Raw genomic sequence first — 20,432 nt, forward strand, 5'->3', positions numbered from 1 at the left:
CTCCCCATTGCCCCGTCCTAGCATGGCCCTGCCTGAACAATAACAATGGAGGCGGCGGCCATGACCCTGCGACCCGAATATCTTCATTCCCTGCTCGAAGATGACAAAGAAACCGGCATCTACCGCTGCAAGCGCAAGATGTTCACCGACCCGCGCCTGTTCGATCTCGAGATGCAACACATCTTCGAAGGCAACTGGCTGTACCTCGCCCACGAAAGCCAGATCCCTAACAAAAACGATTTCTACACCACCACCATGGGGCGCCAGTCGATTCTCATTGCGCGCAACAAAGACGGTGTGCTCAACGCGTTCCTCAACGCCTGCAGCCATCGCGGCGCGACGCTGTGTCGGCATAAATCCGGCAACAAGAGTTCCTACACCTGTCCGTTCCACGGCTGGACCTTCAACAACTCCGGCACACTGCTCAAGGTCAAAGACCCGGCGCAAGCGGGATACCCGGCCAGCTTCAACTGTGACGGCTCCCACGACCTGACCAAAGTCGCCCGTTTCGAATCCTATCGCGGCTTTCTGTTCGGCAGCCTGAAGGCCGATGTCGAGCCGCTGGTCGAGCACCTCGGCGAGTCGGCCAAGATCATCGACATGATCGTCGACCAGTCCGCCGATGGCTTAGAAGTGCTGCGCGGTTCGTCCAGCTACATCTACGAAGGCAACTGGAAACTCACCGCCGAAAACGGTGCCGATGGCTACCACGTCAGCTCCGTGCACTGGAACTACGCCGCCACGCAGAATCAACGCAAACAGCGCGAAGCGGGGGATAGCAACCCGACCATGAGCGCCGGCACCTGGGCCAAACAGGGCGGTGGTTTCTACTCGTTCGACAGGGGCCATATGCTGCTCTGGACGCGTTGGTCCAACCCCGAGGATCGCCCGCTGTACGAACGCCGTGACGAGCTGGCGCGAGATTTCGGCAAGGCCCGCGCCGACTGGATGATCGAGAACTCGCGCAACCTGTGCCTGTACCCGAACGTGTACCTGATGGACCAGTTCAGTTCACAGATTCGCATCGCCCGGCCGATCTCGGTCAACCGCACGGAAATCACCATCTACTGCATCGCACCCAAAGGCGAAAGCGACCAGGCGCGCTCGAGCCGGATTCGTCAGTACGAAGATTTTTTCAACGTCAGCGGCATGGCCACGCCGGACGATCTTGAAGAGTTTCGCTCTTGCCAGACCAGCTACGAGGGCAGCGTCACCACATGGAACGACATGTCCCGCGGCGCCGAGCACTGGATCGAAGGGGCCGACGAAGCCGCCAGGGAAATCGACCTGCACCCGCTGCTCAGCGGCGTGCGTACCGAGGACGAAGGCCTGTTCGTGCTGCAACACAAATACTGGCAGGAAACCATGCTCAAGGCGCTCGCCGCCCAGCAGTCCGAACTGATCGCAGTGGAGGCCGTGCAATGACCCTTTCGCATGATGCCGTGCGCGACTTCCTCTATCGCGAGGCGCGCTATCTCGACGACAAACAGTGGGACGACTGGCTGCAGCTGTACGCAGCGGACGCGACGTTCTGGATGCCGTCCTGGGACGACAATGACGAGCTGACCGAAGACCCGCAGCGGGAAATCTCGCTGATCTGGTACGGCAATCGCACCGGCCTCGAAGACCGCATCTTCCGCATCAAGACCGAGCGTTCCAGCGCGAGCATTCCGGACACACGCACCTCGCACAACATCAGCAATATCGAGCTGCTGGAACAGGCCGGCGGTTTGTGCAAGGTGCGCTTCAACTGGCACACCCTGAGCTTTCGCTACAAGACCGTCGACAGCTATTTCGGCAGCAGTTTCTACACCCTTGATATGCGCGGTGAAAACCCGCTGATCAAGGCCAAGAAAGTGATCCTGAAGAACGACTACGTTCGACAGGTCATCGATGTCTACCACCTCTGAGGCGGCCGTCATGACTCATTCCATCGCGTTCAATTTCGAAGACGGCGTCACCCGTTTCATCGACGCCAATAACGGCGAAACCGTGGCCGATGCCGCGTACCGCCAGGGCATCAATATTCCGCTGGATTGCCGCGACGGCGCCTGCGGCACCTGCAAATGTTTTGCCGAGGCCGGGCGTTATGACTTGGGCGAGGAATACATCGAAGACGCCCTCAGCCCGGAAGAGGCGCAGCAGGGCTTTGTCCTCACCTGCCAGATGCGCGCCCGGAGCGATTGCGTGATCCGCGTGCCCACCTCATCACAAGTCTGCCACACCCGTCAGGCCAGCTACGAGGCGACAATCAGCGCTGTGCGTCAGTTGTCCGACAGCACCATCGCGCTGTCGATCAAAGGCGAATCGCTGAGCACCCTCGCATTTTTGCCAGGGCAATACGTCAACCTCGGGATTCCCGGCAGCGAGCAGACGCGCGCTTATTCTTTCAGCTCTTTGCAGCGTGATGGAGAGGTGAGTTTTCTGATCCGCAACGTGCCGGGTGGCTTGATGAGCAGTTTTCTTACCGGCATGGCGAAGGCGGGCGACAGCATTAGCCTGGCCGGGCCCCTGGGCAGTTTTTATCTGCGCGAGATTCGGCGTCCTCTACTGCTTTTGGCTGGTGGAACCGGGCTGGCGCCTTTCACTGCGATGCTGGAGAAAATCGCCGAGCAGGGCAGCGAATATCCGCTGCACTTGATCTACGGCGTGACCCACGATTTCGATCTGGTGGAAATGGACCGCCTGGAAGCTTTCGCGGTGCGCATTGCCAACTTCAGCTTCAGCGCTTGCGTCGCCAGCCCTGATAGCCAGCACCCGCTCAAAGGTTACGTGACTCAGCACATCGAACCGAAGCACCTGAACGATGGCAACGTCGACGTTTACCTGTGCGGCCCGCCGCCGATGGTCGAGGCGGTCAGTCAGTTCATTCGCGAACAGGGCATCGCGCCGGCGAATTTCCATTATGAAAAATTTTCCGCCAGCGCGGCGTGAACGGAGCGACCATGAACAGGTTCACAGACAGAGTCGCGCTGATCACCGGCGCTGCGCAAGGCATTGGCCTGCGCGTCGCCGAACGCATGGCGGCGGAAGGGGCGCGACTGATTCTGGTCGATCGCTCCGAGCGGGTGTTCGAGGTGCAAAAGCAGCTGGGGGCGGCGGGCCAGGTGCTGGCGTTAACGGCCGATCTCGAGCAATACGAAGAATGCAATCGTGTGATGCAAACCGCAGTGGAGCGCTTCGGACGTCTTGACGTGTTAATCAACAACGTCGGCGGCACAATCTGGGCCCAGCCGTTCGAGCATTACCAAGCGGCGCAGATCGAAGCCGAAGTCCGCCGCTCGCTGTTCCCGACGCTGTGGTGCTGCCATGCGGCTCTGCCGTTCATGCTGAAGCAGGGCAGCGGCGCCATCGTCAACGTTTCGTCGATTGCCACGCGCAGCATCAACCGCGTGCCGTATGGCGCCGCGAAAGGTGGGGTGAATGCGCTGACGGCGTGCCTGGCATTCGAGACGGCCGGGCGCGGCGTGAGGGTCAATGCGACCGCACCCGGCGGTACGGAAGCGCCGCCGCGGCAGATCCCGCGCAACAGCACCGAACAGACTGCTCAGGAAAAGATCTGGTATCAGCAAATCGTCGATCAGACGCTGGATAGCAGTCTGATGAAACGCTACGGCACCCTGGATGAGCAGGCGGCGGCCATCCTGTTTCTGGCCAGCGACGAGGCCTCGTACATCACGGGTATGGTCATGCCGGTGGGCGGCGGGGATCAGGGCTGACCGGGAACTACAAGCGACGCTGAAATGCCCGGACGATCCTGCGCGTGGCGTCACTGGTGTCGAGATTTTGCACGGCATCCAGCGGGTACCAGATGCAATCGAAGATCTCGTTCTGCGGCCGCGCTTCATCGCAATTCAGCACCGACGCTTCGTAGACATGATGCTCGGTGCTGCGCGAATGCAATTCCATCAGGTACAGCAGGCCATCGACACCCAGACCGGTTTCTTCCTGCAACTCGCGCCTCGCGGCACCCGCCGTGGTTTCACCTCGCTCGACCTTTCCACCGGGCAAGGCCCAGCGACTTCTTGGCTTGCGCACCAGAAGGATATGTCGGTCTTGTTCACAAATAACGGTTGCGCGTATTTTCATGTATTACCTGACCGCCCGGCGTCACAAAAGTGTCATGTAAATGCTATGTACGGGCGCGAGGTGGAGTGTCGAGATCTCATTGATTTGAGTACTGGATTGTTGCAATCGTGCGTTCGATCCCGAGGACATCACGACGTCTGGTCGGCCAATTTCTCGTGCGCAGGTGTAAGGTAGGCTCGTCAGTTCTGGATATCAGTACCGAAAATGGAGGTGACTTATGAGCGTTCCGATGCTGAATAAGATGCACATGAACGGTTATGACGTACTCAGCGTGAATAATGGGCCCTGGCGGGTATGCACTAAAGGCGATCGGCTCGGTTCTTTCGCCAGTAGGGAGGAGGCACTGGCGTTCGCGGCGTCGCTGCCGGGCTACCGATCGCGAGCCAAGACTCCGGTGAGTCAAAAGGCCGATAAGTAACACTATTGAAACCCCGGTTTGCCGGGGTTTTTTTGGGATCGGGTCAATAAATTGCTCGCCTGGCCTTTGTGAACAGGCGGTAGCACCTTTTGTCGGGACGGTGCACGTGATCGTCTGGATCGGATGTCGTATTGAAGGTAGTTAATTCTCGCAGGCGCTTGAGGCCTCTTCAAAATGACGACCACCGATGATTTTCGATTCCACGCGCATGAACTGATCGTCGACCTCGACGCAGCCACCACTGAAATGATGAAGCTGATTTGCGCTCATCAACTGAACGGGGCGGAATGGGAGCGGGTATCCAAATGGCAGCATGAAGCCTACGAAAGGTGGACGACCTATTTGAACGCAAGGTCGTACCCGGACTCCGGCGATCAGAATGCACCGCAATAAACAGCTCAATGATTGGATGTCTGCGCAATGACGCGCTACATTTCCCGTTTTAGGTTAAAGGAAGCATCATGCGGATGTTGTTTGGGGGAGTGGTGATGGCAGCGCTGTCGGGATGTTCGTTGCCTGCGTCGCTGGTACCGGGTGAGCCAAATGTCAGCAAGTACAGTGAAAAGCCGCCCAAGGAATACGCCGCCTGCGTGTTGCCGATCTGGCAGTCGCACGTCTCCAAGTCGGCCCAGATGGGCATTTCCAACGGCTACCGAATCACCGCCCCGAGCATTATCACGTCGGATGAGATTCTCGACATTGTGAAATCGAAGAGCGGTAGCCACGTCTCATTGTACCAAGGTCCGCCATGGGCCAAATCTGGCGCGTTGCGTCAGGCTGTGCGCGATTGCTTGTAGGAGCCGAAGGCAGAGTGAGCGCCCGTACCTGCTGCCCAATAGGTGCAGTCCCCCTTAAAAACGTGTGGATATTTAAGGGGTTATGATTTTTAGTAACTGGATAGTGAGTCATAACATCTTGTTACGAGGTGAAATATTCAGTAATATTCGCCCCGCGTTCACCACCACGGTTTATGCATTTTGAGTCCCGGGCGTCCATCAGCTGCCCGGGATTTTTTTTTGCCCGGTATTTGTCCGGACAGATTTTTTTTTGAAATCAAGGGGTTGCCAGCCTTCGGATTTCAGTACATAATTCACGCCATCGAAAGCACTGACCGCTGAAAAAGCTCAATGTTTTCAAGGGGTTAGATCTTGAATCTAATTCCAAGTTTGTACGCGTTAGGTGTTGTGTTTCACATCAGATGCTTGAGGCCGAGTAGCAAAATGGTTATGCAGTGGATTGCAAATCCACCTACGCCGGTTCGATTCCGACCTCGGCCTCCACTTTAAACGAGCTCCGTAGATCTATGATTTACGGAGCTTTTTTATTGCCGCAATCCTGCAAGATTTAGTCTTGAAATGGTCGTCGGCGAACTTGCTTCACCGGGGGTGGTTGTATATATTTCCCCCTCTGCAATACAAGCGTCAGGACTGCCAGGTTTTATGGGGCTGTCTTAAGACTGTTTGATCGCGCTACCGCCCGAATGGCGAAACTGGTAGACGCATGGGACTTAAAATCCCCCGCTCGTAAGGGCGTGCCGGTTCGATTCCGGCTTCGGGCACCATTTTAAATCAAGGGTTTGCGGGCGAAAGCTGATGCAAGCCCTTGTTTGTTTCTGGCTTCTGACTTTTTCGCTTTTCTTGCCTGAACGATAAAAAGCGGACAAAAAAATGGCCCGCATGCGGGCGGGCCAAGGGGGGTTCATCAGAAGGAGTAGGTGGACTGTACTGCTTCAGTTGTGAATGCCGTGTGAAATCCAAGTCAAAAAAATCCCAGCGCTCGGCTGGGTGACGTGAGGCGGTTGGCCTCTCAGGCAAGGACGCACCCGGTGACACAATGGTCGCCGCTCATGCGTCCTGAACTTTCCAGTACCGCGGATTAAAAACGTCGCTCATCTAAACCGCGGCAATGGCCGGTCGACCGGTTTGAGCGACGACAATGTGTTGCGAATCAGTGGCGCGTCTCTCTCTACTTCGTTGAGACGATCACGAATTCTCAGCGCTGTCGGGTGGCCACCTTGATGGTCGACCCAGTCGGCGATTTCCTTGCACGCGGCTGCAAGGCGCGCCTGGCGGGTATCAAGCAAGGTGAGCAGGGTGGTGATGGACTCTTTTTCGGACATGGGGAACACCTCCGTTGAAGAAATCGTGGAATGGCAACATAAGCCCGCCGTGAGCGAGCGTTCTGCTGATGAAGCGCCAGTCCTTGAGCTACCCGTCAGTATAGACCGCGGGATCAGCCCTGCAGGACGGATACCAGCGACCGGGCATTCAATTGCTTACACTCACGCTCGGCGGCTTTTTCGGTGTCGAATCCGTCGCCAATGAAGCCCATGGTGCGAGTATCGACAATGCGATACCAGACTTCGGCTTCAGGTGGCGAGTGACTGGCTTCTCCGGCTCGGCGACCATGAATAATAATTTTGTTACACCGCTTCACGACGAAAATGTCTTCCATGGCCTCACCGAAGCTGATTTGTGTCCCCCCCAACTATAGAAGCCATTCGTCTTCCTGCAAAGAATGTACGGATCAACTCGTCGGTTCGGCAGCGGAGCGTAGGACTTGTACTGCGTCTGCCGATTCCATGGCCTTCTCCAGGAACATCGCCAGGGCCACTTCTTCGGCCTTAAGTCCTTTGCGCACTCTCGGCCGCGGCAACTGCTCAAGTGCACCCGCGAGGAAACCGTCCATCACGGCAGGGTGGATATAACATTTGCGGCACACGGCGGGCGTATTGCCCAGCTGCTGCGAAACGCTCTTCACCATTTCCACTACGTGACGCTTGGCGTCCGTTTCCGGCTGCCACTGCAACTTGCGTAATACCGACAAAGCCAGTGCACTGCCGGCCCAGGTGCGGTAATCCTTGGCGGTAAAATCTGCCCCGGTCAAAGTCTGCAGGTAGGCATTAACGTCGGAAGAACTGACCGTGTGGCGTTCGCCATTTTCATCCAGGTACTGAAAAAGATTCTGCCCCGGAATCTCCTGGCAGCGTTTGACAATCCGCGCCAGACGCCGGTCCTTCACCGTGATTTCATGCTCGACGCCGCTCTTGCCGCGGAACTGGAAGCGGATCGCGCTGCCGTTGATTTCAACGTGACGGTTGCGCAGCGTGGTCAGCCCATAGGACCGATTGTCCCGAGCGTACTGCGTGTTGCCGACACGGATCAGCGTCGCATCAAGCAAGGTAATCACTGTGGCCATGACCTTGTCGCGGCTGAACCCCGGTGCCTCCAGCAAGGCCTCGAGCTGCTTGCGCAATTTCGGCAGCGCCAGGCCGAACTGGTACAGGCGCGAGTATTTGTCGGCATCGCGGACTTCGCGCCAGCGTGTGTGATAACGGTATTGCTTGCGTCCACGGGCATCGCGCCCCGTCGCTTGCAGATGCCCGCGAGGGTCGGCGCAGATCCACACATCGGTATAGGCGGGAGGGACAGCGAGGGCATTGATGCGTTTCACTTCATCGGGGTCAGCTATGCGTTGACCGCTTGGGTCGAAATAGCAGAACTTGCCGCGCAATTTCTTGCGTGTGATGCCGGGCAGCGTGTCGTCAACGTAGTGCAGGTCGGGCGGGAGCCCGTCGAGTAGTGCGGAATCGGGCATGGCGGTAATCCTTGGCGAAGATCAAAGGGCCGATAAGCCATTGACCGCACGCCCTTGCAGTCGTGCCAGCGAATTTACGCCAGCACCGCCACGGCTTTGATCTGTGCCCAGAGTTGCTGGCCGGGGTGCACATTCAATTGATCTCGAGAGTAACGGGTGATGCGCGCCAGCAGCGGCGTGCCGGCCGCATCCAGGCGAATCAGCACGTGAGCGGTATTGTCGGCCGCCAGTTCGCTGATCACCGTCACCGGCAGGCGATTGAGAATGCTGCTGTGCTCGATACTTTGCAGGCTTAGGCTGATATCACGCGCCTGGACCTTGCAGCGCAGCGTCTGCCCAATGTGCATCGGCGTGTGCGCGACGCGAATGTTCAACGCCGTGCCGGGCAGTTGCAACGTCAGCAACTGGTAATCGGCGTCGTATTCACTGACGTGGCCCTCGATGACCACACCCGCGTCATCACCCATCGCCAACGGCAAGTCCAGTCGTGCCAAGGTTTCGCCGATAGGGCCGCTGGCCAGCGCTTTTCCGTCGCTCAGCAACACAATGTGGTCGGCGAGTCTCGCGACTTCATCCTGGGAATGGCTGACGTACAGCACCGGGATGTCGAGTTCGTCGTGCAGGCGTTGCAAGTACGGCAGGATTTCACTTTTGCGCTGAGCATCCAGCGCGGCCAACGGTTCATCCATCAACAGCAGTTCAGGGCTGGTGAGCAGCGCGCGGGCCATGCCGATCCGCTGGCGCTCACCGCCCGAGAGATTGTGCGGGTGTCGGTGCAGCAAGTGGCCGATCCCCAACAATTCGGTGGCATGCGCCATGTTCACCCGGCGTTGTTGCTTGGGAACCCGTTTAAAACCGAACTCCAGATTGGCCTGCACGCAAAGATGCGCAAACAGACTCGCTTCCTGGAACACATAGCCCACAGCGCGCTTGTGTGGAGGGACGAAAACATGGTTGTCACTGTCCTGCCAGACGTCGCCATTGACCTGAATGAATGCACGTTCGGCACGTTCGAGTCCGGCAATGCAGCGCAGACAGGTGGTTTTGCCGGAGCCGGAATGGCCGTAAAGCGCCGTCACCCCACGGCCTGGCACTTGCAGGTCGACGTTCAGGGCGAATGAGGAATAGTTCACAGCAAGGCGCATATGGATCATTGATCAGCTCCAGCCTGCTTTGGTTTTACGGCTGGAATAGAGCGCCAGCAGCACCACAAACGAAAACACCAGCATTGCGCCGGCCAGCCAATGGGCCTGGGCATATTCCATGGCTTCGACGTGGTCGTAGATCTGCACCGACACCACTCGGGTTTTGTCGGGAATGTTGCCGCCGATCATCAGCACCACGCCGAATTCACCCACGGTATGCGCGAAGCCGAGGATGGCGGCGGTGATAAATCCCGGCCGTGCGAGTGGCAGGATCACGCTGAAAAACGTATCCCAAGGATTGGCGCGCAGCGTTGCTGCCACTTCCAAAGGCCGAGTGCCGATGGCGGAAAAGGCGTTTTGCAAAGGCTGGACCACGAAGGGCATCGAGTAGATCACCGAACCAATCACCAGCCCGGTAAAACTGAAGGTCAGCGTGCCCAGGCCCAGCGCCTGCGTGAACTGACCGACGAACCCGTTCGGGCCCAGTGCAAGTAACAGATAAAAGCCGATCACCGTCGGAGGCAATACCAAGGGAAGGGCAACAATCGCGCCGACCGGGCCGCGCAGCCAGGACCGGGTGCGCGAGAGCCACAGGGCAATCGGCGTGCCGATGATCAGCAGGATGACCGTCGTCAGGGAGGCCAGTTTAAAGGTCAACCAGATCGCGGAGAAATCGGCACTCGATAACGTCATTTAGAGTTGGTAACCGTAGGACTTGATAACCGCCGCGGCTTTTGGGCCCTTGAGGTAATCCACCAACGCTTTGGCGGCCGGGTTGTCTTTGCCTTTGTTGAGGATCACCGCATCTTGCTTGATTGGGTCGTGCATATCGGCCGGAACCATCCATGCTGAGCCGCCAGTGACTTTGCCGTCTTTGAAGATCTGCGACAAGGCAACAAAGCCCAGTTCCGCGTTGCCGGTGGAAACAAACTGATAAGTCTGAGAGATGCTTTGGCCTTCGACCAGCTTGGTTTTGACCTTGTCGGTCAGGTCCAGTTTGGCCAGTACCTGCTTGGCGGCCAAACCATAAGGCGCGGTTTTCGGATTAGCGATGGAGAGGTGCTGGTACTGGTTGTCGCTCAGGACTTTGCCATTGGCATCGACGTAATTGTCCTTGGCCGACCACAAGGCCAGGGCGCCGGTGGCGTAGGTGAAACGTGATCCCTTGACCGTGTCGCCTTCGGTTTCGAGTTTTTGCGGAGTACTTTTGTCGGCGGCGAGAAATACTTCGAACGGCGCGCCGTTCTTGATCTGGGTGTAGAACTGACCGGTAGCGCCAAAGGAGGTGACCAGTTTGTGCCCGGTGTCTTTTTCGAAGTCTGCAGCGATGGCCTGGATCGGCGCGGTGAAATTCGCCGCGACGGCGACCTGGACTTCGTCTGCACTAGCAGTGCCGCTCACGGAAGCAGCAATCAGACCTGCCAGGCATAGTGGGGCGAAGCGTGTAGCGCGCGAGGTCATGAAGCGGCTCCGAATCTGAAAATGAGTGGTTCGCTGTATAGCGGAATATATAGCGAAAATTTCCAGAAAGGAACGCGGATTTAGACGCACACCTGTAGCAGCTGCCGAAGGCTGCGTCTGGCTTGGTAGGTTTTGCGACAGCTGCATAGCCGGACGCAGCCTTCGGCAGCTGCTACATGGGGCGGTCGTTGGGCGAGCGCTTCCTTTGGATCAGTGCGACTCGCGATCGAGCAACTGCCGTTTACGTTCGACACCCCAGCGGTATCCCGAAAGGTTGCCGTCGCTGCGAACCACGCGGTGACAAGGGATCGCCACGGCCAGGCTGTTCGCCCCGCAGGCTTGTGCCACCGCGCGCACCGCTTTCGGCGATCCGATGCGCAAGGCGATGTCGGCGTAGCTGGCGGTGCTGCCCGGCGGAATTTCCCGTAGCGCCTGCCAGACACGCTCTTGAAACGCCGTGCCGCGCACGTCCAGCGGCAAATCGAGACCGATGGCCGGCGCCTCGATAAAGCCGACAACTCGAGCGATCAACTGCTCGAAATCATGATCGGCGCCCACCAGTGTGGCCCGGCGAAACTTGTCCTGCAGATCGCACACCAGTTGTTGCGGGTCATCGCCCAGCAAGATCGCGCAAATCCCGCGAGCACTTTGCGCGACCAGAATGGCGCCTAATGAACACTGGCCGACGGCGAAACGAATTTCATTGTTCTGACCTTCGGCACGGTAATCGCCCGGCTTCATGCCCAGCATTTGCTCCGCTGCTTCATAGAACCGGCTGTTGGAATTAAAACCGGCGTCGTACAAGGCGTCGGTGATCGAACCGCCTTCACTCAAATGTTCGCGCACCTTGCGCGAGCGATGCGCTGTGGCGTAGCCCTTGGGCGTCAATCCCGTCGTAGCCTTGAATACCCGATGAAAATGAAAACTGCTTAAACCCGCAGCAGCCGCCAGTTCAGTGAGGGTCGGCAGATACTCGGCCTGTTCGATCTGGCGACAGGCGGCCGCGACGGTCGTGACATGCTGCAACGCAATCTCGCTCTGATCCTTTGCCGCTCGTTTGCTCGGACGATAACCCGCTGCCTGCGCTTGCTCAGGCGTATCGAAAAACTCCACGTTTTGCGGATTCGGCAAGCGGGCCAGGCTGCTGGGGCGACAGTAGACACCGGTGGTTTTCACTGCGTACACGAACTGGTCGTCCGCACGGGGATCGCGGGCGACCACGGCGGCCCAGCGTGGATCGGTTTCAGTGGCGATGGGTGTGGTTTGGCGTGTCATGGCTTCATGTCCGTTGACCTGTTTGATCCAGATTAATCAGCCGGCCAGCTCGCCGCACTCCAACTCTTGCGGTCAAACTCATCAATCATCGCGCCGTGCGAAATGTGAAGTTGATACGTTGCTCGCCCAAGCGAGGATGATGACCTTCCTTGATCGGCAATACGCCGTGATAGCGCAAGCGATCGACACCGCCCCAGACCACGATGTCGCCATGCAACAACGGCACCCGCTGGCTTTTATCGCTGCGCTCGAACCCGCCGAACAGGAACATCGCCGGCAGCCCTAGTGAGACAGAAACGATCGGCGCTGCGTAGGAAGTTTCGTCTTTGTCCTGATGCAATGACATCTTTGCTCCAGGAATATAACGATTGATCAGGCAGGCATCCGGCAGGAAATCGCTGAAACCGGCTTCCCGTGCCGCGGCCTGCGCCAGCTGCATGAACGCCTCCGGCATGGGCGGCCAGGATCGTCCCGTCTGCGGATCTTCACGGGAATAACGATAGCCACTGCGGTCGGTGGTCCAGCCCCAGGTGCCGCAGCTGCTCATGGCCGCGGACATCGTGAAACCGCCGGGCGTGATCATTTGGCGGAAGGGTGCCGAGGTCAGAACTGTCTCCAGCGCAGGCAGAAGTCGTTCCAGCCACGGCAGGGCAAACCCGCGCAAAACGTAGGACTGTTCGCCAATTTTTTCATGCCGTGGCGGTTGTTCGGGCTCGGCGTCGGCAAACAGGTCGAAAGTGGTAGGTGTCATGGCTCATAACGCATCGTGAAAAATAATTCCCAGGGTATGGCGGTTACCACTGTTTAGGCGACTGACGCCATGCCTCATCGTCACTCGATAGTAGCCACGAACACCCTGAATAGGTCGCTGATTAACGGCGAAGATCAAGGCGTCGCCACGCTTCAGGCTGATCACTTGAGGGCGCGACTGCATGCGCGGCCGTTGTTCGGTGAGGACAAATTCTCCGCCGGTAAAGTCTTCATCCGGTTCTGAAAGGAGAATCGCCACCTGCAACGGAAACACCTGCTCGCCGTACACATCCTGGTGCAGGCAGTTGTAATCCTGCGGACCGTATTGCAGCAACAGCGGCGTGGGTCGTTCCTGACCGGCGGCATGGCAGCGCTCAATAAATGCCTCGTGAGCTTCAGGAAAACGGCCCGGCAGATTCATGTGCTCGTGCCAGCGGTTGGCGATGGGCACCAGCCGAGGGTAAAGCGAGCGGCGCAATCCGGCGACCCATTGCGGTAACGGATAGCTGAAATATTGATACTCGCCGCGACCAAATCCATGCCGGGCCATGATCACGCGCGAGCGGAAGAGAGCCGGTTGCGAATAGAGCGCGCTGACCGCACTGCATTCCTCAGTGCTCAGCAACGACCTGATAATGGCGCAGCCGTCCTGCTCGAGATGCTGTTCCACTCCCGCCCAGTCGATTGCTTCAAGCGAACGCGCGTCATACATTTACCGACTCCTGAATCCTTTGGATCAAGTCGTCAGTCTGGGATGTTGAAGCGGTAATTGAACCCCGGCACTTGCGGTCAAACTCATGGGGAGCGCGGGACATCCTGTCCATTGGTAAGCGTGTCGGTTACAGCGCTTTGCTCACGCTGATCTCGCTGATGACGTCCTCGCTCTCACCATGAATCTTGGCCAGCGCGGCTTTGGCTTCTTCTTCAGTGCCGTTTTCCAGCTGGGCGAATTCGAACCGGCGTTCACCGTTGAGCTTGTATTTGATGACGTATTTGGTCGTCTGGGCCACGGTCATTCCTGCTTGCGTTGGCATCGGATATCACTCAGCTCAGTTTGGTAGTTGAGCGGCGGATGATCTTGATCGAGTGAGTCAGCGTCGGTTTGCGGGTCACGCTGATCGGGCGGCGATTGACCGTGTCGATGGTGATGTTCCAGAAACCGGTACTCGGTGCAGTAATTCGCGCCGGGAAGGTGTCGAACGCTCCGCCGTGGTAAGTATGGCGGCCGCCGTTTTTGAAACTGCGGAAGTTGGCGTCGTTCATCAAGCGGATGTTGCACATTTGCGAGCATTGAATGACGACGATGTCGTCCTCGTTGAGGTGCTCGCGCTGGTGAATAAATTTCATGAGGCGCCTCCAGAAGGGCTTTTTCTACAAAATCAAAACGATAGCATGGGCGATTGGCGCAGTTTATCAGCCCGAACAGGTTATTATCGGGTCGTCGAGCCCCGCTTTGACAATTTAAAACAGATATTCGGAATTCTATGAGCGATAAAAGCAGTGAGCCTCGGAGAAAACCAGCGTTGGTGCTGTCGGAGGGTGTTTATCGGAGGTTATCTATGAAGTGGGCGGCCTGGGCCTTGCCGGTAGCGACATTGATAAGTGGCTGCGCGAGCGTCACCGAGATCAACGAGACGCTGCCGACCATGAGCGTGATTTCTGGCAAGAAGCCTCATGAGTACGCGCAATGCCTGAGCGAAAAACTGGCCAGCAGCCGCGGCGCTCTGCAGGTTGAGTCGCACAAGGACGGAGTGCGTGTCATCGTGCCGCAGAAATTTTCGTCGGACCCTGCTGCGGTGTTCGATATCGAAGAGCGTTCCGGTGGCAGTGGCATCAAGCTGCACGAGCGCATCTCCAATGTGCCGTTTCGGCCCAAGGATGTACCCAACGCAGCGACTGAGTGCATCTCCGGCTGATAAACTGCTCGTGATAAAAATAAATGCCGTCTAAGCCATGCTTTGACGGCATTGTCATTTCTGGAGTAGGGCATGAAGCGGGAACAGGTACGAGAGCAGCATGCGCAAGGACACGTTTGCGCAACTCATGTGATCCAGAATCCGGCAACGCCGGAGGAATGGATCGTATTTTTCAAGAAGAGCGCAGGCCGCAGTTTTTTTCTGGTCGATGACAACGATGAGGTCGAATCCTTCGGCCGTCTCGACGATTTGATCGAGACGGTGCGCGGCCTCGGAATCAAATTCGCCGAAATTCACATGTAGGGCAGGGCGCCCTACTTGCAGACCACCACGACACTGCGGTTCTTGTAGTTGCCGACATCGACACCGAGGGTCTTATCGCTTTCCTTCGAGGATGGCGTTCCATCGGTGCCGACGATGCGATAGCCAGTGCCGGCGCACGATGCATCGGCTTTCTCATAGCAGGCGGCCCAGGAATTGGCTTCGCCGGAGCAGTCGATGGTCAGGCCGGTCTGGCCGTTGTCGAGGTAAGTTTTTTCAGAAGTTGCGCAGCCGCTCAGGGCCAGTATTGCGAACAGTGGCAAAAATTTAGTCATGTCGTGGTCATCGTCAATGTTGATGGGCTAAGCCTGTGACAGCGCTGGTGTCAAAAGGTTATAGCGAAAGGCCACTTCGCTTCAGGATTTCGTAAAAAAGCCCTGCGCTTGGCAGGGCTTGGTCGTGCAGGGGCGTGCGGAATCAGGTCTTGTCCTTGCCGCGGCGTTTGGGGGCCGGGTGCTCAAGCTCCAGTACGGAGGCTACCTCAATAGCCATTGCTTCGGTCGGGAACGGCCCGGCGATATTCTCGCCGCCAACGCCATCCACCCACCACTGCCCATCTTTTGCCTGATTGATCAGGAACCCGTTGACGCTTTTTGCTTCCGACATCATCTGCCTCGTTGGCTGGTTCAATTGCGCAATGATAGCGCCAAATGCACGTAACCGGTGCTGATGCGCGTATGGTGGTCCGGATGCGATGTCTTGAAACCGCCCGTGTAGGTTGGAATCTCTGCTATCTATAAAGGGCGGCGAAGTGATGCGGAACTATATGCGGAACTATCAGCCTGAATATTTCTCTATGATGGCATCGGTTAGCCAGCGCGGGGCATTGTAAGGTGCACGCCGCCTGATTAGACTGCGCCGAAACTCGTACACACAGCCCTTTCAAGGACTCATATGATCAAGAAATGCTTGTTCCCAGCAGCCGGTTACGGTACTCGCTTCCTGCCAGCGACTAAAGCCATGCCCAAAGAAATGCTGCCGGTGGTAAACAAGCCACTGATCCAGTACGGGGTTGAAGAAGCACTGGACGCCGGCCTGACCGAGATTTCCATCGTCACCGGTCGTGGCAAGCGTGCCCTGGAAGACCATTTCGACATCAGCTACGAGCTTGAAAACCAGATCAAAGGCACCGACAAGGAAAAGTACCTGGTCGGCATCCGCAAGCTGCTGGATGAGTGCTCGTTCTCCTACACCCGTCAAACCGAAATGAAAGGCCTGGGCCACGCAATCCTGACCGGTCGCCCGCTGATCGGCGACGAACCGTTTGCGGTCGTGCTGGCGGACGACTTGTGCGTCAACCTGGAAGGCGACGGCGTGCTGACCCAGATGGTCAAGCTGTACGAACAGTACCGCTGCACCATCGTCGCGATTCAGGAAGTGGATCCGCAGGAAACCAACAAGTACGGCGTGATCGCCGGCGAGCTGATTGCCGATGATCTGTACCGCGTGCGCAACATGGTTGAAAAGCCGGCCCCGGAAGATGCCCCGTCGAACCTGGCGATCATCGGTCGCTACATCCTCACCCCGGACATTTTTGACCTGATCAAACAAACCGAGCCAGGCAAAGGCGGCGAGATCCAGATCACCGACGCCCTGATGAAGCAGGCTAAAAACGGTTGCGTGATTGCCTACAAATTCAAAGGCAAGCGCTTTGACTGCGGTGGCGCTGAAGGCTACATCGAAGCAACCAACTTCTGCTTCGAGAACTTCTACAAGACTGGCAAGGCTTACTGATAGCGTTTGACCTGTTTGTACTAAAAAGCCACCTTCGGGTGGCTTTTTCATTTTCCGTCCCCACATAACTCGCAGCGCTTGCCCAACCAATGGCTACAGGTATGCTGTTGGCCTGCTGAGGAGATTGAAAATGGCCTACGATTTTGACCTTTATGTGATTGGTGCCGGTTCCGGTGGTGTGCGGGCTGCGCGGTTTGCGGCGGGGTTCGGCGCGAAAGTGGCGGTGGCCGAGAGCCGTTATCTGGGCGGCACTTGTGTGAATGTCGGCTGCGTGCCGAAAAAATTGCTGGTTTACGGCGCGCATTTCGCCGAGGACTTCGAGCAGTCTGCCGGCTTTGGCTGGACGTTGGGTGAAGCGCAATTTGATTGGGCGACACTGATCGCCAACAAGGATCGCGAGATCAATCGCCTAAACGGCATCTACCGCAATCTGCTGGTCAACAGTGGCGTCACGCTGCACGAAGGCCACGCCAAGATCGTTGATCCGCATACGGTCGAGATCAATGGCGAGCGCCACAGCGCCAAGCACATTCTGGTCGCCGTCGGCGGCTGGCCGCAGATTCCGGAGTTTCCCGGGCACGAACACGCGATCAGTTCCAATCAGGCGTTCTTTCTCAAAGAGCTGCCCAAGCGTGTACTGGTCGTTGGTGGTGGTTACATCGCTGTTGAGTTCGCCGGGATTTTCCACGGCCTTGGCGCCGAGACGACCTTGCTCTATCGCGGCGACCTGTTCCTGCGTGGCTTCGACGGGGCCGTGCGCAAGCATTTGCACGAAGAACTCACGAAGCGTGGCATGGACCTGCAATTCAACGCCGACATCGAACGCATTGAAAAACTCGCTGATGGCAGCCTGAAGGCGACGCTGAAGGACGGTCGTGCGCTGGAAGCTGATTGCGTGTTCTACGCCACCGGGCGGCGTCCGATGCTGGATAACCTCGGGCTGGAAAATACTGGCGTCAAGCTCGACAAGAAAGGCTTCATCGAAGTTGACGAGCAGTATCAGACCGCCGAGCCGTCGATCCTGGCCTTGGGCGATGTGATCGGTCGCGTGCAGCTCACGCCTGTTGCACTGGCTGAAGGCATGGCCGTGGCGCGTCGCTTGTTCAAGCCTGAGCAATATCGACCGGTCGATTACAAGATGATCGCGACTGCAGTGTTCAGTCTGCCGAACATCGGCACCGTCGGCCTGACCGAAGAGGAGGCGCGTGAAGCCGGCCATGACGTAGTGGTCTTCGAAAGCCGCTTCCGCCCGATGAAACTGACCCTGACCGATTGCCAGGAACGCACGCTGATGAAGCTCGTGGTCGACGGCAAGAGCGACAAGGTTCTGGGCTGTCACATGGTCGGGCCGGATGCCGGCGAAATCGTTCAGGGTCTGGCGATCGCTCTGAAGGCGGGGGCGACCAAGCGCGACTTCGACGACACCATCGGCGTGCACCCGACGGCGGCCGAAGAGTTCGTGACGATGCGTACGCCCGTCGCCGGTTAATCGTCCTTGTCGGCGTCTGCCGCTGTTGCAACGACAGCGGCCAGGCGCGCGCTTTCATCAAGGCTCGCCTGAGTCTTGAGTAACGTGACTTCCAGCGTTTTGTTGATCTGCGACTGCTCCTCGACGTTCTGCTTCAGCGACTGGCTCTCCAGCATCGCGGCGCGCAAACGTTCCTGAAGGAGGGTGCGTTCGCTGTCGATGCGGTTGACCTGTTCCAGCAATTGATCCTGCCGGGTGTGCGTTTGTTTCAGCTGCTCCTGCATCAGGCTCAGTTCGCGCAATGTGCCGCGGTTCTCGGTCAGCAGGCGCTCGTTGTCGCGGTGCAGCTGGGTGATCTCGTCCTGCTTGATCAGCGCGCTTTGCTGGGCCTGACGCAACTCCATCTGAATCTGCTGCACCTGACCTTCGTGGCGGCGTTGCTCCTGCTCTCGCTGTTCTTTGACCGCGTTGCGATAGTGCTCCAGTGCACCACGCGCGTGCAGGTGTTTTTCTTCCAGCGAGCGGATTTGCTCTTCTTTGTCCTGTAAGCGTAATTCGAAATCGGCCAGCGCCTGGTTCAACCCGGCGTTGCGCGTCTGCTCGCTTTGCAGCAATGAGAGGGTGTTTTGCAGCGTGTCCGATTCCTGAGTCAGCGCCAGGGTTTGCACCTCGTATTGCTGCTGCAACTCGTCATTTGCTTCCTGTGCATCTGTCAGCTCGCTGGCCAGCTGTTGGCGTTGCTGCTCGAACTGTGCGCGCGCCTGATCAATAGGTTCCTGGGCTTGCTCTTTGAGGCGCTGTGCAAGGCGCGCAACAAGCGCAGCCAGCTCGTCGTCGATGGGTTCGGAGGAGGGCGCGTCGGGTTCTACGCCGTCGTCCAGCTCCTTCAAGTAACGATGAATAGTGGTTTTTGAACCGGTGTTACCCATCTCGATTCTTACAGCGTCGATGCTGGGGTGTTCGCCCCGAGCCAGAATCGCCAACCGTGCTGTTTGAACCACTGCTTTGTTAATGCCGCCGCGAGCCATGTGCTCTCCTACGATTTCGTACTGTGGTACGTACCACCTATAACGCAATGTACCATGACTACGTTAAAGAGAAGAACTGTAAGTTTCTAATACGGGATATACTGGTATTACCCAAGGTGAGGCCGTTAATCGCCTGCAAATGCCACGATCGATGTACACGGGAATCCAAAAGGCTAATTTCATGAGCGATCTGGATCGATACCTGGAAGCTGCCACACGCGATAACACGCGGCGCAGTTACCGCGCGGCCGTTGAACATTTCGAGGTGACCTGGGGCGGTTTCCTCCCGGCCACGGCGGACAGCGTTGCGCGTTACCTGGTCGCCTATGCCGGTGAGTTGTCGATCAATACCTTGAAGTTGCGCTTGTCGGCGCTGGGCCAATGGCACAACAGCCAGGGCTTCGCCGACCCTACCAAGGCGCCCGTGGTGCGCAAGGTGTTCAAAGGCATCAGGGCGCTGCATCCGGCGCAGGAAAAGCAGGCCGAGCCATTGCAGCTTCAGCATCTGGAGCAAGTGGTAGCCGCGTTGGAACTGGAAGCCGAGGTTGCAAGGTCAGAACACGACCAGCCTTCACTCCTGCGCGCCCGGCGTGACACGGCCCTGATCCTGTTGGGCTTTTGGCGCGGTTTCCGCAGCGACGAGTTATGCCGCGTGCACATCGAGCATGTGCGCGCAGTCGATGGCTCAGGCATCACGCTGTACCTTCCGCGCAGCAAAAGTGATCGCGAAAACCTCGGCAAGACTTACCAGACCCCGGCGCTGCAACGGTTATGTCCGGTGCAGGCGTATAGCGCGTGGATTACCGAAGCAGCGTTGGTCCGCGGTCCGGTGTTTCGCGGTATCGATCGCTGGGGCAATTTGAGCGAGGAGGGGCTGCACGCCAACAGCGTCATCCCGCTATTACGAAACGCACTTCAGCGTGCCGGTATCGCCGCCGAGCATTACACCAGCCACTCCTTGCGACGGGGATTCGCCAGTTGGGCGCATCAAAGCGGCTGGGACCTTAAATCCTTGATGAGCTACGTCGGCTGGAAAGACATGAAGTCGGCGATGCGCTACATCGAAGCGAGTCCGTTCCTTGGCATGGCGCGGCTTGAGGAAAAGGTCATGCCAGGCTAGAGACGCTTTTCTTCTATTAATAGCCTCGGCTAATAGCGAAAACCCATCAACAGCATCAAGTTTGCCAATGAGCCATCCGTCCATCGAGTCGGTAGAGTTCACTCCATCAA

At 57.7% G+C, this 20,432-nt stretch carries 27 protein-coding genes and 2 tRNA genes; 14 read left to right on the top strand and 15 right to left on the bottom strand.

The features are described 5' to 3' along the window. Window positions 1-60 precede the first annotated feature (60 nt). Genes benA through ACYZTS_RS18620 form a run of 4 tightly spaced genes read left to right on the top strand, consistent with a single transcriptional unit; the run spans window position 61 to window position 3,719 of the window. On the top strand, window positions 61-1,425 hold the full coding sequence (gene benA / locus ACYZTS_RS18605; protein ID WP_461991114.1) for a benzoate 1,2-dioxygenase large subunit: 1,365 nt from the start codon (window positions 61-63) through the stop codon (window positions 1,423-1,425). Then, on the top strand, window positions 1,422-1,910 hold the full coding sequence (gene benB / locus ACYZTS_RS18610) for a benzoate 1,2-dioxygenase small subunit (RefSeq protein ID WP_461991116.1): 489 nt from the start codon (window positions 1,422-1,424) through the stop codon (window positions 1,908-1,910). Before benA ends, benB begins: the two co-directional genes overlap by 4 nt. Window positions 1,911-1,920: 10 nt before the next feature. Continuing rightward, complete coding sequence (gene benC / locus ACYZTS_RS18615; RefSeq protein WP_461991117.1) at window positions 1,921-2,934, top strand: benzoate 1,2-dioxygenase electron transfer component BenC; 1,014 nt, start codon at window positions 1,921-1,923, stop codon at window positions 2,932-2,934. Between the two features lie 11 nt (window positions 2,935-2,945). After that, window positions 2,946-3,719, top strand: a complete 774-nt coding sequence (locus ACYZTS_RS18620) for a 1,6-dihydroxycyclohexa-2,4-diene-1-carboxylate dehydrogenase (RefSeq protein ID WP_461991119.1) — start codon at window positions 2,946-2,948, stop codon at window positions 3,717-3,719. Between the two features lie 7 nt (window positions 3,720-3,726). On the opposite strand, the gene ACYZTS_RS18625 is transcribed toward ACYZTS_RS18620, so the two are convergent. Beyond that, entirely contained in the window at window positions 3,727-4,089 is a 363-nt protein-coding gene (locus ACYZTS_RS18625; RefSeq protein ID WP_461991121.1) for an NUDIX hydrolase, read from the bottom strand. A gap of 217 nt (window positions 4,090-4,306) precedes the next feature. Between ACYZTS_RS18625 and ACYZTS_RS18630 the strand changes: the two genes are divergently transcribed. The 5 genes from ACYZTS_RS18630 (at window position 4,307) to ACYZTS_RS18650 (ending at window position 6,068) form a co-directional block, all read left to right on the top strand. Further along, a complete protein-coding gene (locus ACYZTS_RS18630; RefSeq protein ID WP_461991123.1) occupies window positions 4,307-4,507 on the top strand; it encodes an SPOR domain-containing protein in 201 nt (66 codons plus the stop codon). Between the two features lie 174 nt (window positions 4,508-4,681). Next, entirely contained in the window at window positions 4,682-4,900 is a 219-nt protein-coding gene (locus tag ACYZTS_RS18635) for a hypothetical protein (protein ID WP_461991125.1), read from the top strand. Between the two features lie 68 nt (window positions 4,901-4,968). Next, entirely contained in the window at window positions 4,969-5,304 is a 336-nt protein-coding gene (locus tag ACYZTS_RS18640; RefSeq protein WP_028620023.1) for a hypothetical protein, read from the top strand. Window positions 5,305-5,713: 409 nt separating this feature from the next. Then, window positions 5,714-5,787: transfer RNA gene (locus ACYZTS_RS18645), tRNA-Cys, on the top strand. 194 nt (window positions 5,788-5,981) lie between these two features. Then, window positions 5,982-6,068 (top strand) — tRNA-Leu (locus ACYZTS_RS18650). 327 nt (window positions 6,069-6,395) lie between these two features. On the opposite strand, the gene ACYZTS_RS18655 is transcribed toward ACYZTS_RS18650, so the two are convergent. The 11 genes from ACYZTS_RS18655 to ACYZTS_RS18705 all read right to left on the bottom strand — a co-directional run bounded on the left by ACYZTS_RS18655 (window position 6,396) and on the right by ACYZTS_RS18705 (window position 14,082). Then, a complete protein-coding gene (locus tag ACYZTS_RS18655) occupies window positions 6,396-6,626 on the bottom strand; it encodes a hypothetical protein (RefSeq protein ID WP_028620024.1) in 231 nt (76 codons plus the stop codon). Window positions 6,627-6,739: 113 nt separating this feature from the next. Continuing rightward, entirely contained in the window at window positions 6,740-6,961 is a 222-nt protein-coding gene (locus tag ACYZTS_RS18660; RefSeq protein WP_028620025.1) for a hypothetical protein, read from the bottom strand. Between the two features lie 72 nt (window positions 6,962-7,033). Next, window positions 7,034-8,104 carry a DNA topoisomerase IB gene (locus tag ACYZTS_RS18665; RefSeq protein ID WP_461991127.1) on the bottom strand — a complete coding sequence of 357 codons (1,071 nt, stop codon included), beginning with the start codon at window positions 8,102-8,104 and terminating at the stop codon, window positions 7,034-7,036. A gap of 74 nt (window positions 8,105-8,178) precedes the next feature. Then, window positions 8,179-9,258, bottom strand: coding sequence for a molybdenum ABC transporter ATP-binding protein (gene modC / locus ACYZTS_RS18670; RefSeq protein WP_461991129.1), 1,080 nt, complete (start codon window positions 9,256-9,258; stop codon window positions 8,179-8,181). 3 nt (window positions 9,259-9,261) lie between these two features. Further along, the gene (gene modB / locus ACYZTS_RS18675; RefSeq protein ID WP_461991130.1) at window positions 9,262-9,942 is read right to left on the bottom strand and encodes a molybdate ABC transporter permease subunit; all 681 of its coding nucleotides are present in this window, start codon (window positions 9,940-9,942) and stop codon (window positions 9,262-9,264) included. Beyond that, the gene (gene modA, locus ACYZTS_RS18680; protein WP_461991132.1) at window positions 9,943-10,710 is read right to left on the bottom strand and encodes a molybdate ABC transporter substrate-binding protein; all 768 of its coding nucleotides are present in this window, start codon (window positions 10,708-10,710) and stop codon (window positions 9,943-9,945) included. It lies immediately after the preceding gene. Between the two features lie 210 nt (window positions 10,711-10,920). Further along, window positions 10,921-11,985 carry a bifunctional DNA-binding transcriptional regulator/O6-methylguanine-DNA methyltransferase Ada gene (ada, locus tag ACYZTS_RS18685; RefSeq protein WP_461991133.1) on the bottom strand — a complete coding sequence of 355 codons (1,065 nt, stop codon included), beginning with the start codon at window positions 11,983-11,985 and terminating at the stop codon, window positions 10,921-10,923. 85 nt (window positions 11,986-12,070) lie between these two features. Beyond that, window positions 12,071-12,736: a DNA oxidative demethylase AlkB gene (alkB, locus tag ACYZTS_RS18690; protein ID WP_461991134.1), complete on the bottom strand. Its 666-nt coding sequence runs from the start codon at window positions 12,734-12,736 to the stop codon at window positions 12,071-12,073. A gap of 3 nt (window positions 12,737-12,739) precedes the next feature. Next, on the bottom strand, window positions 12,740-13,447 hold the full coding sequence (locus ACYZTS_RS18695) for a 2OG-Fe(II) oxygenase (protein ID WP_461991136.1): 708 nt from the start codon (window positions 13,445-13,447) through the stop codon (window positions 12,740-12,742). Window positions 13,448-13,574: 127 nt separating this feature from the next. Next, window positions 13,575-13,745, bottom strand: coding sequence for a hypothetical protein (locus ACYZTS_RS18700; RefSeq protein WP_162472726.1), 171 nt, complete (start codon window positions 13,743-13,745; stop codon window positions 13,575-13,577). A 34-nt stretch (window positions 13,746-13,779) separates the two neighbouring features. Next, complete coding sequence (locus tag ACYZTS_RS18705) at window positions 13,780-14,082, bottom strand: DUF1883 domain-containing protein (RefSeq protein WP_028620033.1); 303 nt, start codon at window positions 14,080-14,082, stop codon at window positions 13,780-13,782. A 212-nt stretch (window positions 14,083-14,294) separates the two neighbouring features. Between ACYZTS_RS18705 and ACYZTS_RS18710 the strand changes: the two genes are divergently transcribed. Together ACYZTS_RS18710 and ACYZTS_RS18715 are read left to right on the top strand one after the other, a co-directional pair. After that, window positions 14,295-14,651, top strand: coding sequence for a hypothetical protein (locus ACYZTS_RS18710; RefSeq protein ID WP_461991137.1), 357 nt, complete (start codon window positions 14,295-14,297; stop codon window positions 14,649-14,651). 72 nt (window positions 14,652-14,723) lie between these two features. Next, window positions 14,724-14,954 (top strand): hypothetical protein, encoded by a 231-nt coding sequence (locus ACYZTS_RS18715; protein WP_028620035.1) that lies wholly within the window; start codon window positions 14,724-14,726, stop codon window positions 14,952-14,954. An 11-nt stretch (window positions 14,955-14,965) separates the two neighbouring features. Here the strand turns inward: ACYZTS_RS18715 and ACYZTS_RS18720 are convergent, their stop codons facing one another. Both ACYZTS_RS18720 and ACYZTS_RS18725 read right to left on the bottom strand, forming a co-directional pair. Then, entirely contained in the window at window positions 14,966-15,247 is a 282-nt protein-coding gene (locus ACYZTS_RS18720; RefSeq protein ID WP_028620036.1) for a hypothetical protein, read from the bottom strand. 142 nt (window positions 15,248-15,389) lie between these two features. Further along, window positions 15,390-15,578, bottom strand: coding sequence for a hypothetical protein (locus ACYZTS_RS18725; RefSeq protein ID WP_028620037.1), 189 nt, complete (start codon window positions 15,576-15,578; stop codon window positions 15,390-15,392). 288 nt (window positions 15,579-15,866) lie between these two features. Here ACYZTS_RS18725 and galU point away from each other — a divergent pair, with 288 nt between their 5' ends. Continuing rightward, window positions 15,867-16,706: a UTP--glucose-1-phosphate uridylyltransferase GalU gene (gene galU, locus ACYZTS_RS18730; RefSeq protein ID WP_028620038.1), complete on the top strand. Its 840-nt coding sequence runs from the start codon at window positions 15,867-15,869 to the stop codon at window positions 16,704-16,706. 130 nt (window positions 16,707-16,836) lie between these two features. Next, window positions 16,837-18,195, top strand: coding sequence for a glutathione-disulfide reductase (gorA, locus tag ACYZTS_RS18735; RefSeq protein WP_461991139.1), 1,359 nt, complete (start codon window positions 16,837-16,839; stop codon window positions 18,193-18,195). Here the strand turns inward: gorA and ACYZTS_RS18740 are convergent. Continuing rightward, window positions 18,192-19,202, bottom strand: a complete 1,011-nt coding sequence (locus tag ACYZTS_RS18740; RefSeq protein ID WP_461991141.1) for a DNA-binding protein — start codon at window positions 19,200-19,202, stop codon at window positions 18,192-18,194. The two genes, gorA and ACYZTS_RS18740, sit on opposite strands and share 4 nt — an antisense overlap. 181 nt (window positions 19,203-19,383) lie before the next feature. On the opposite strand from ACYZTS_RS18740, the gene ACYZTS_RS18745 reads away from it, so the two are divergent. Further along, on the top strand, window positions 19,384-20,322 hold the full coding sequence (locus ACYZTS_RS18745) for a site-specific integrase (RefSeq protein WP_461991143.1): 939 nt from the start codon (window positions 19,384-19,386) through the stop codon (window positions 20,320-20,322). The last annotated feature ends 110 nt before the right edge of the window (window positions 20,323-20,432 follow it).

The sequence above is a fragment of the Pseudomonas sp. TMB3-21 genome, assembly GCF_054898145.1.

What these genes read in the sequence shown, in the direction of transcription:
- benA (WP_461991114.1), top strand. Translation starts at nt 61, where the DNA reads ATGACCCTGCGACCCGAATATCTTCATTCCCTGCTCGAAGATGACAAA.
- benB (WP_461991116.1), top strand. Translation starts at nt 1,422, where the DNA reads ATGACCCTTTCGCATGATGCCGTGCGCGACTTCCTCTATCGCGAGGCG.
- benC (WP_461991117.1), top strand. Translation starts at nt 1,921, where the DNA reads ATGACTCATTCCATCGCGTTCAATTTCGAAGACGGCGTCACCCGTTTC.
- ACYZTS_RS18620 (WP_461991119.1), top strand. Translation starts at nt 2,946, where the DNA reads ATGAACAGGTTCACAGACAGAGTCGCGCTGATCACCGGCGCTGCGCAA.
- ACYZTS_RS18625 (WP_461991121.1), bottom strand. Translation starts at nt 4,089, where the DNA reads ATGAAAATACGCGCAACCGTTATTTGTGAACAAGACCGACATATCCTT.
- ACYZTS_RS18630 (WP_461991123.1), top strand. Translation starts at nt 4,307, where the DNA reads ATGAGCGTTCCGATGCTGAATAAGATGCACATGAACGGTTATGACGTA.
- ACYZTS_RS18635 (WP_461991125.1), top strand. Translation starts at nt 4,682, where the DNA reads ATGACGACCACCGATGATTTTCGATTCCACGCGCATGAACTGATCGTC.
- ACYZTS_RS18640 (WP_028620023.1), top strand. Translation starts at nt 4,969, where the DNA reads ATGCGGATGTTGTTTGGGGGAGTGGTGATGGCAGCGCTGTCGGGATGT.
- ACYZTS_RS18655 (WP_028620024.1), bottom strand. Translation starts at nt 6,626, where the DNA reads ATGTCCGAAAAAGAGTCCATCACCACCCTGCTCACCTTGCTTGATACC.
- ACYZTS_RS18660 (WP_028620025.1), bottom strand. Translation starts at nt 6,961, where the DNA reads ATGGAAGACATTTTCGTCGTGAAGCGGTGTAACAAAATTATTATTCAT.
- ACYZTS_RS18665 (WP_461991127.1), bottom strand. Translation starts at nt 8,104, where the DNA reads ATGCCCGATTCCGCACTACTCGACGGGCTCCCGCCCGACCTGCACTAC.
- modC (WP_461991129.1), bottom strand. Translation starts at nt 9,258, where the DNA reads ATGATCCATATGCGCCTTGCTGTGAACTATTCCTCATTCGCCCTGAAC.
- modB (WP_461991130.1), bottom strand. Translation starts at nt 9,942, where the DNA reads ATGACGTTATCGAGTGCCGATTTCTCCGCGATCTGGTTGACCTTTAAA.
- modA (WP_461991132.1), bottom strand. Translation starts at nt 10,710, where the DNA reads ATGACCTCGCGCGCTACACGCTTCGCCCCACTATGCCTGGCAGGTCTG.
- ada (WP_461991133.1), bottom strand. Translation starts at nt 11,985, where the DNA reads ATGACACGCCAAACCACACCCATCGCCACTGAAACCGATCCACGCTGG.
- alkB (WP_461991134.1), bottom strand. Translation starts at nt 12,736, where the DNA reads ATGACACCTACCACTTTCGACCTGTTTGCCGACGCCGAGCCCGAACAA.
- ACYZTS_RS18695 (WP_461991136.1), bottom strand. Translation starts at nt 13,447, where the DNA reads ATGTATGACGCGCGTTCGCTTGAAGCAATCGACTGGGCGGGAGTGGAA.
- ACYZTS_RS18705 (WP_028620033.1), bottom strand. Translation starts at nt 14,082, where the DNA reads ATGAAATTTATTCACCAGCGCGAGCACCTCAACGAGGACGACATCGTC.
- ACYZTS_RS18710 (WP_461991137.1), top strand. Translation starts at nt 14,295, where the DNA reads ATGAAGTGGGCGGCCTGGGCCTTGCCGGTAGCGACATTGATAAGTGGC.
- ACYZTS_RS18715 (WP_028620035.1), top strand. Translation starts at nt 14,724, where the DNA reads ATGAAGCGGGAACAGGTACGAGAGCAGCATGCGCAAGGACACGTTTGC.
- ACYZTS_RS18720 (WP_028620036.1), bottom strand. Translation starts at nt 15,247, where the DNA reads ATGACTAAATTTTTGCCACTGTTCGCAATACTGGCCCTGAGCGGCTGC.
- ACYZTS_RS18725 (WP_028620037.1), bottom strand. Translation starts at nt 15,578, where the DNA reads ATGTCGGAAGCAAAAAGCGTCAACGGGTTCCTGATCAATCAGGCAAAA.
- galU (WP_028620038.1), top strand. Translation starts at nt 15,867, where the DNA reads ATGATCAAGAAATGCTTGTTCCCAGCAGCCGGTTACGGTACTCGCTTC.
- gorA (WP_461991139.1), top strand. Translation starts at nt 16,837, where the DNA reads ATGGCCTACGATTTTGACCTTTATGTGATTGGTGCCGGTTCCGGTGGT.
- ACYZTS_RS18740 (WP_461991141.1), bottom strand. Translation starts at nt 19,202, where the DNA reads ATGGCTCGCGGCGGCATTAACAAAGCAGTGGTTCAAACAGCACGGTTG.
- ACYZTS_RS18745 (WP_461991143.1), top strand. Translation starts at nt 19,384, where the DNA reads ATGAGCGATCTGGATCGATACCTGGAAGCTGCCACACGCGATAACACG.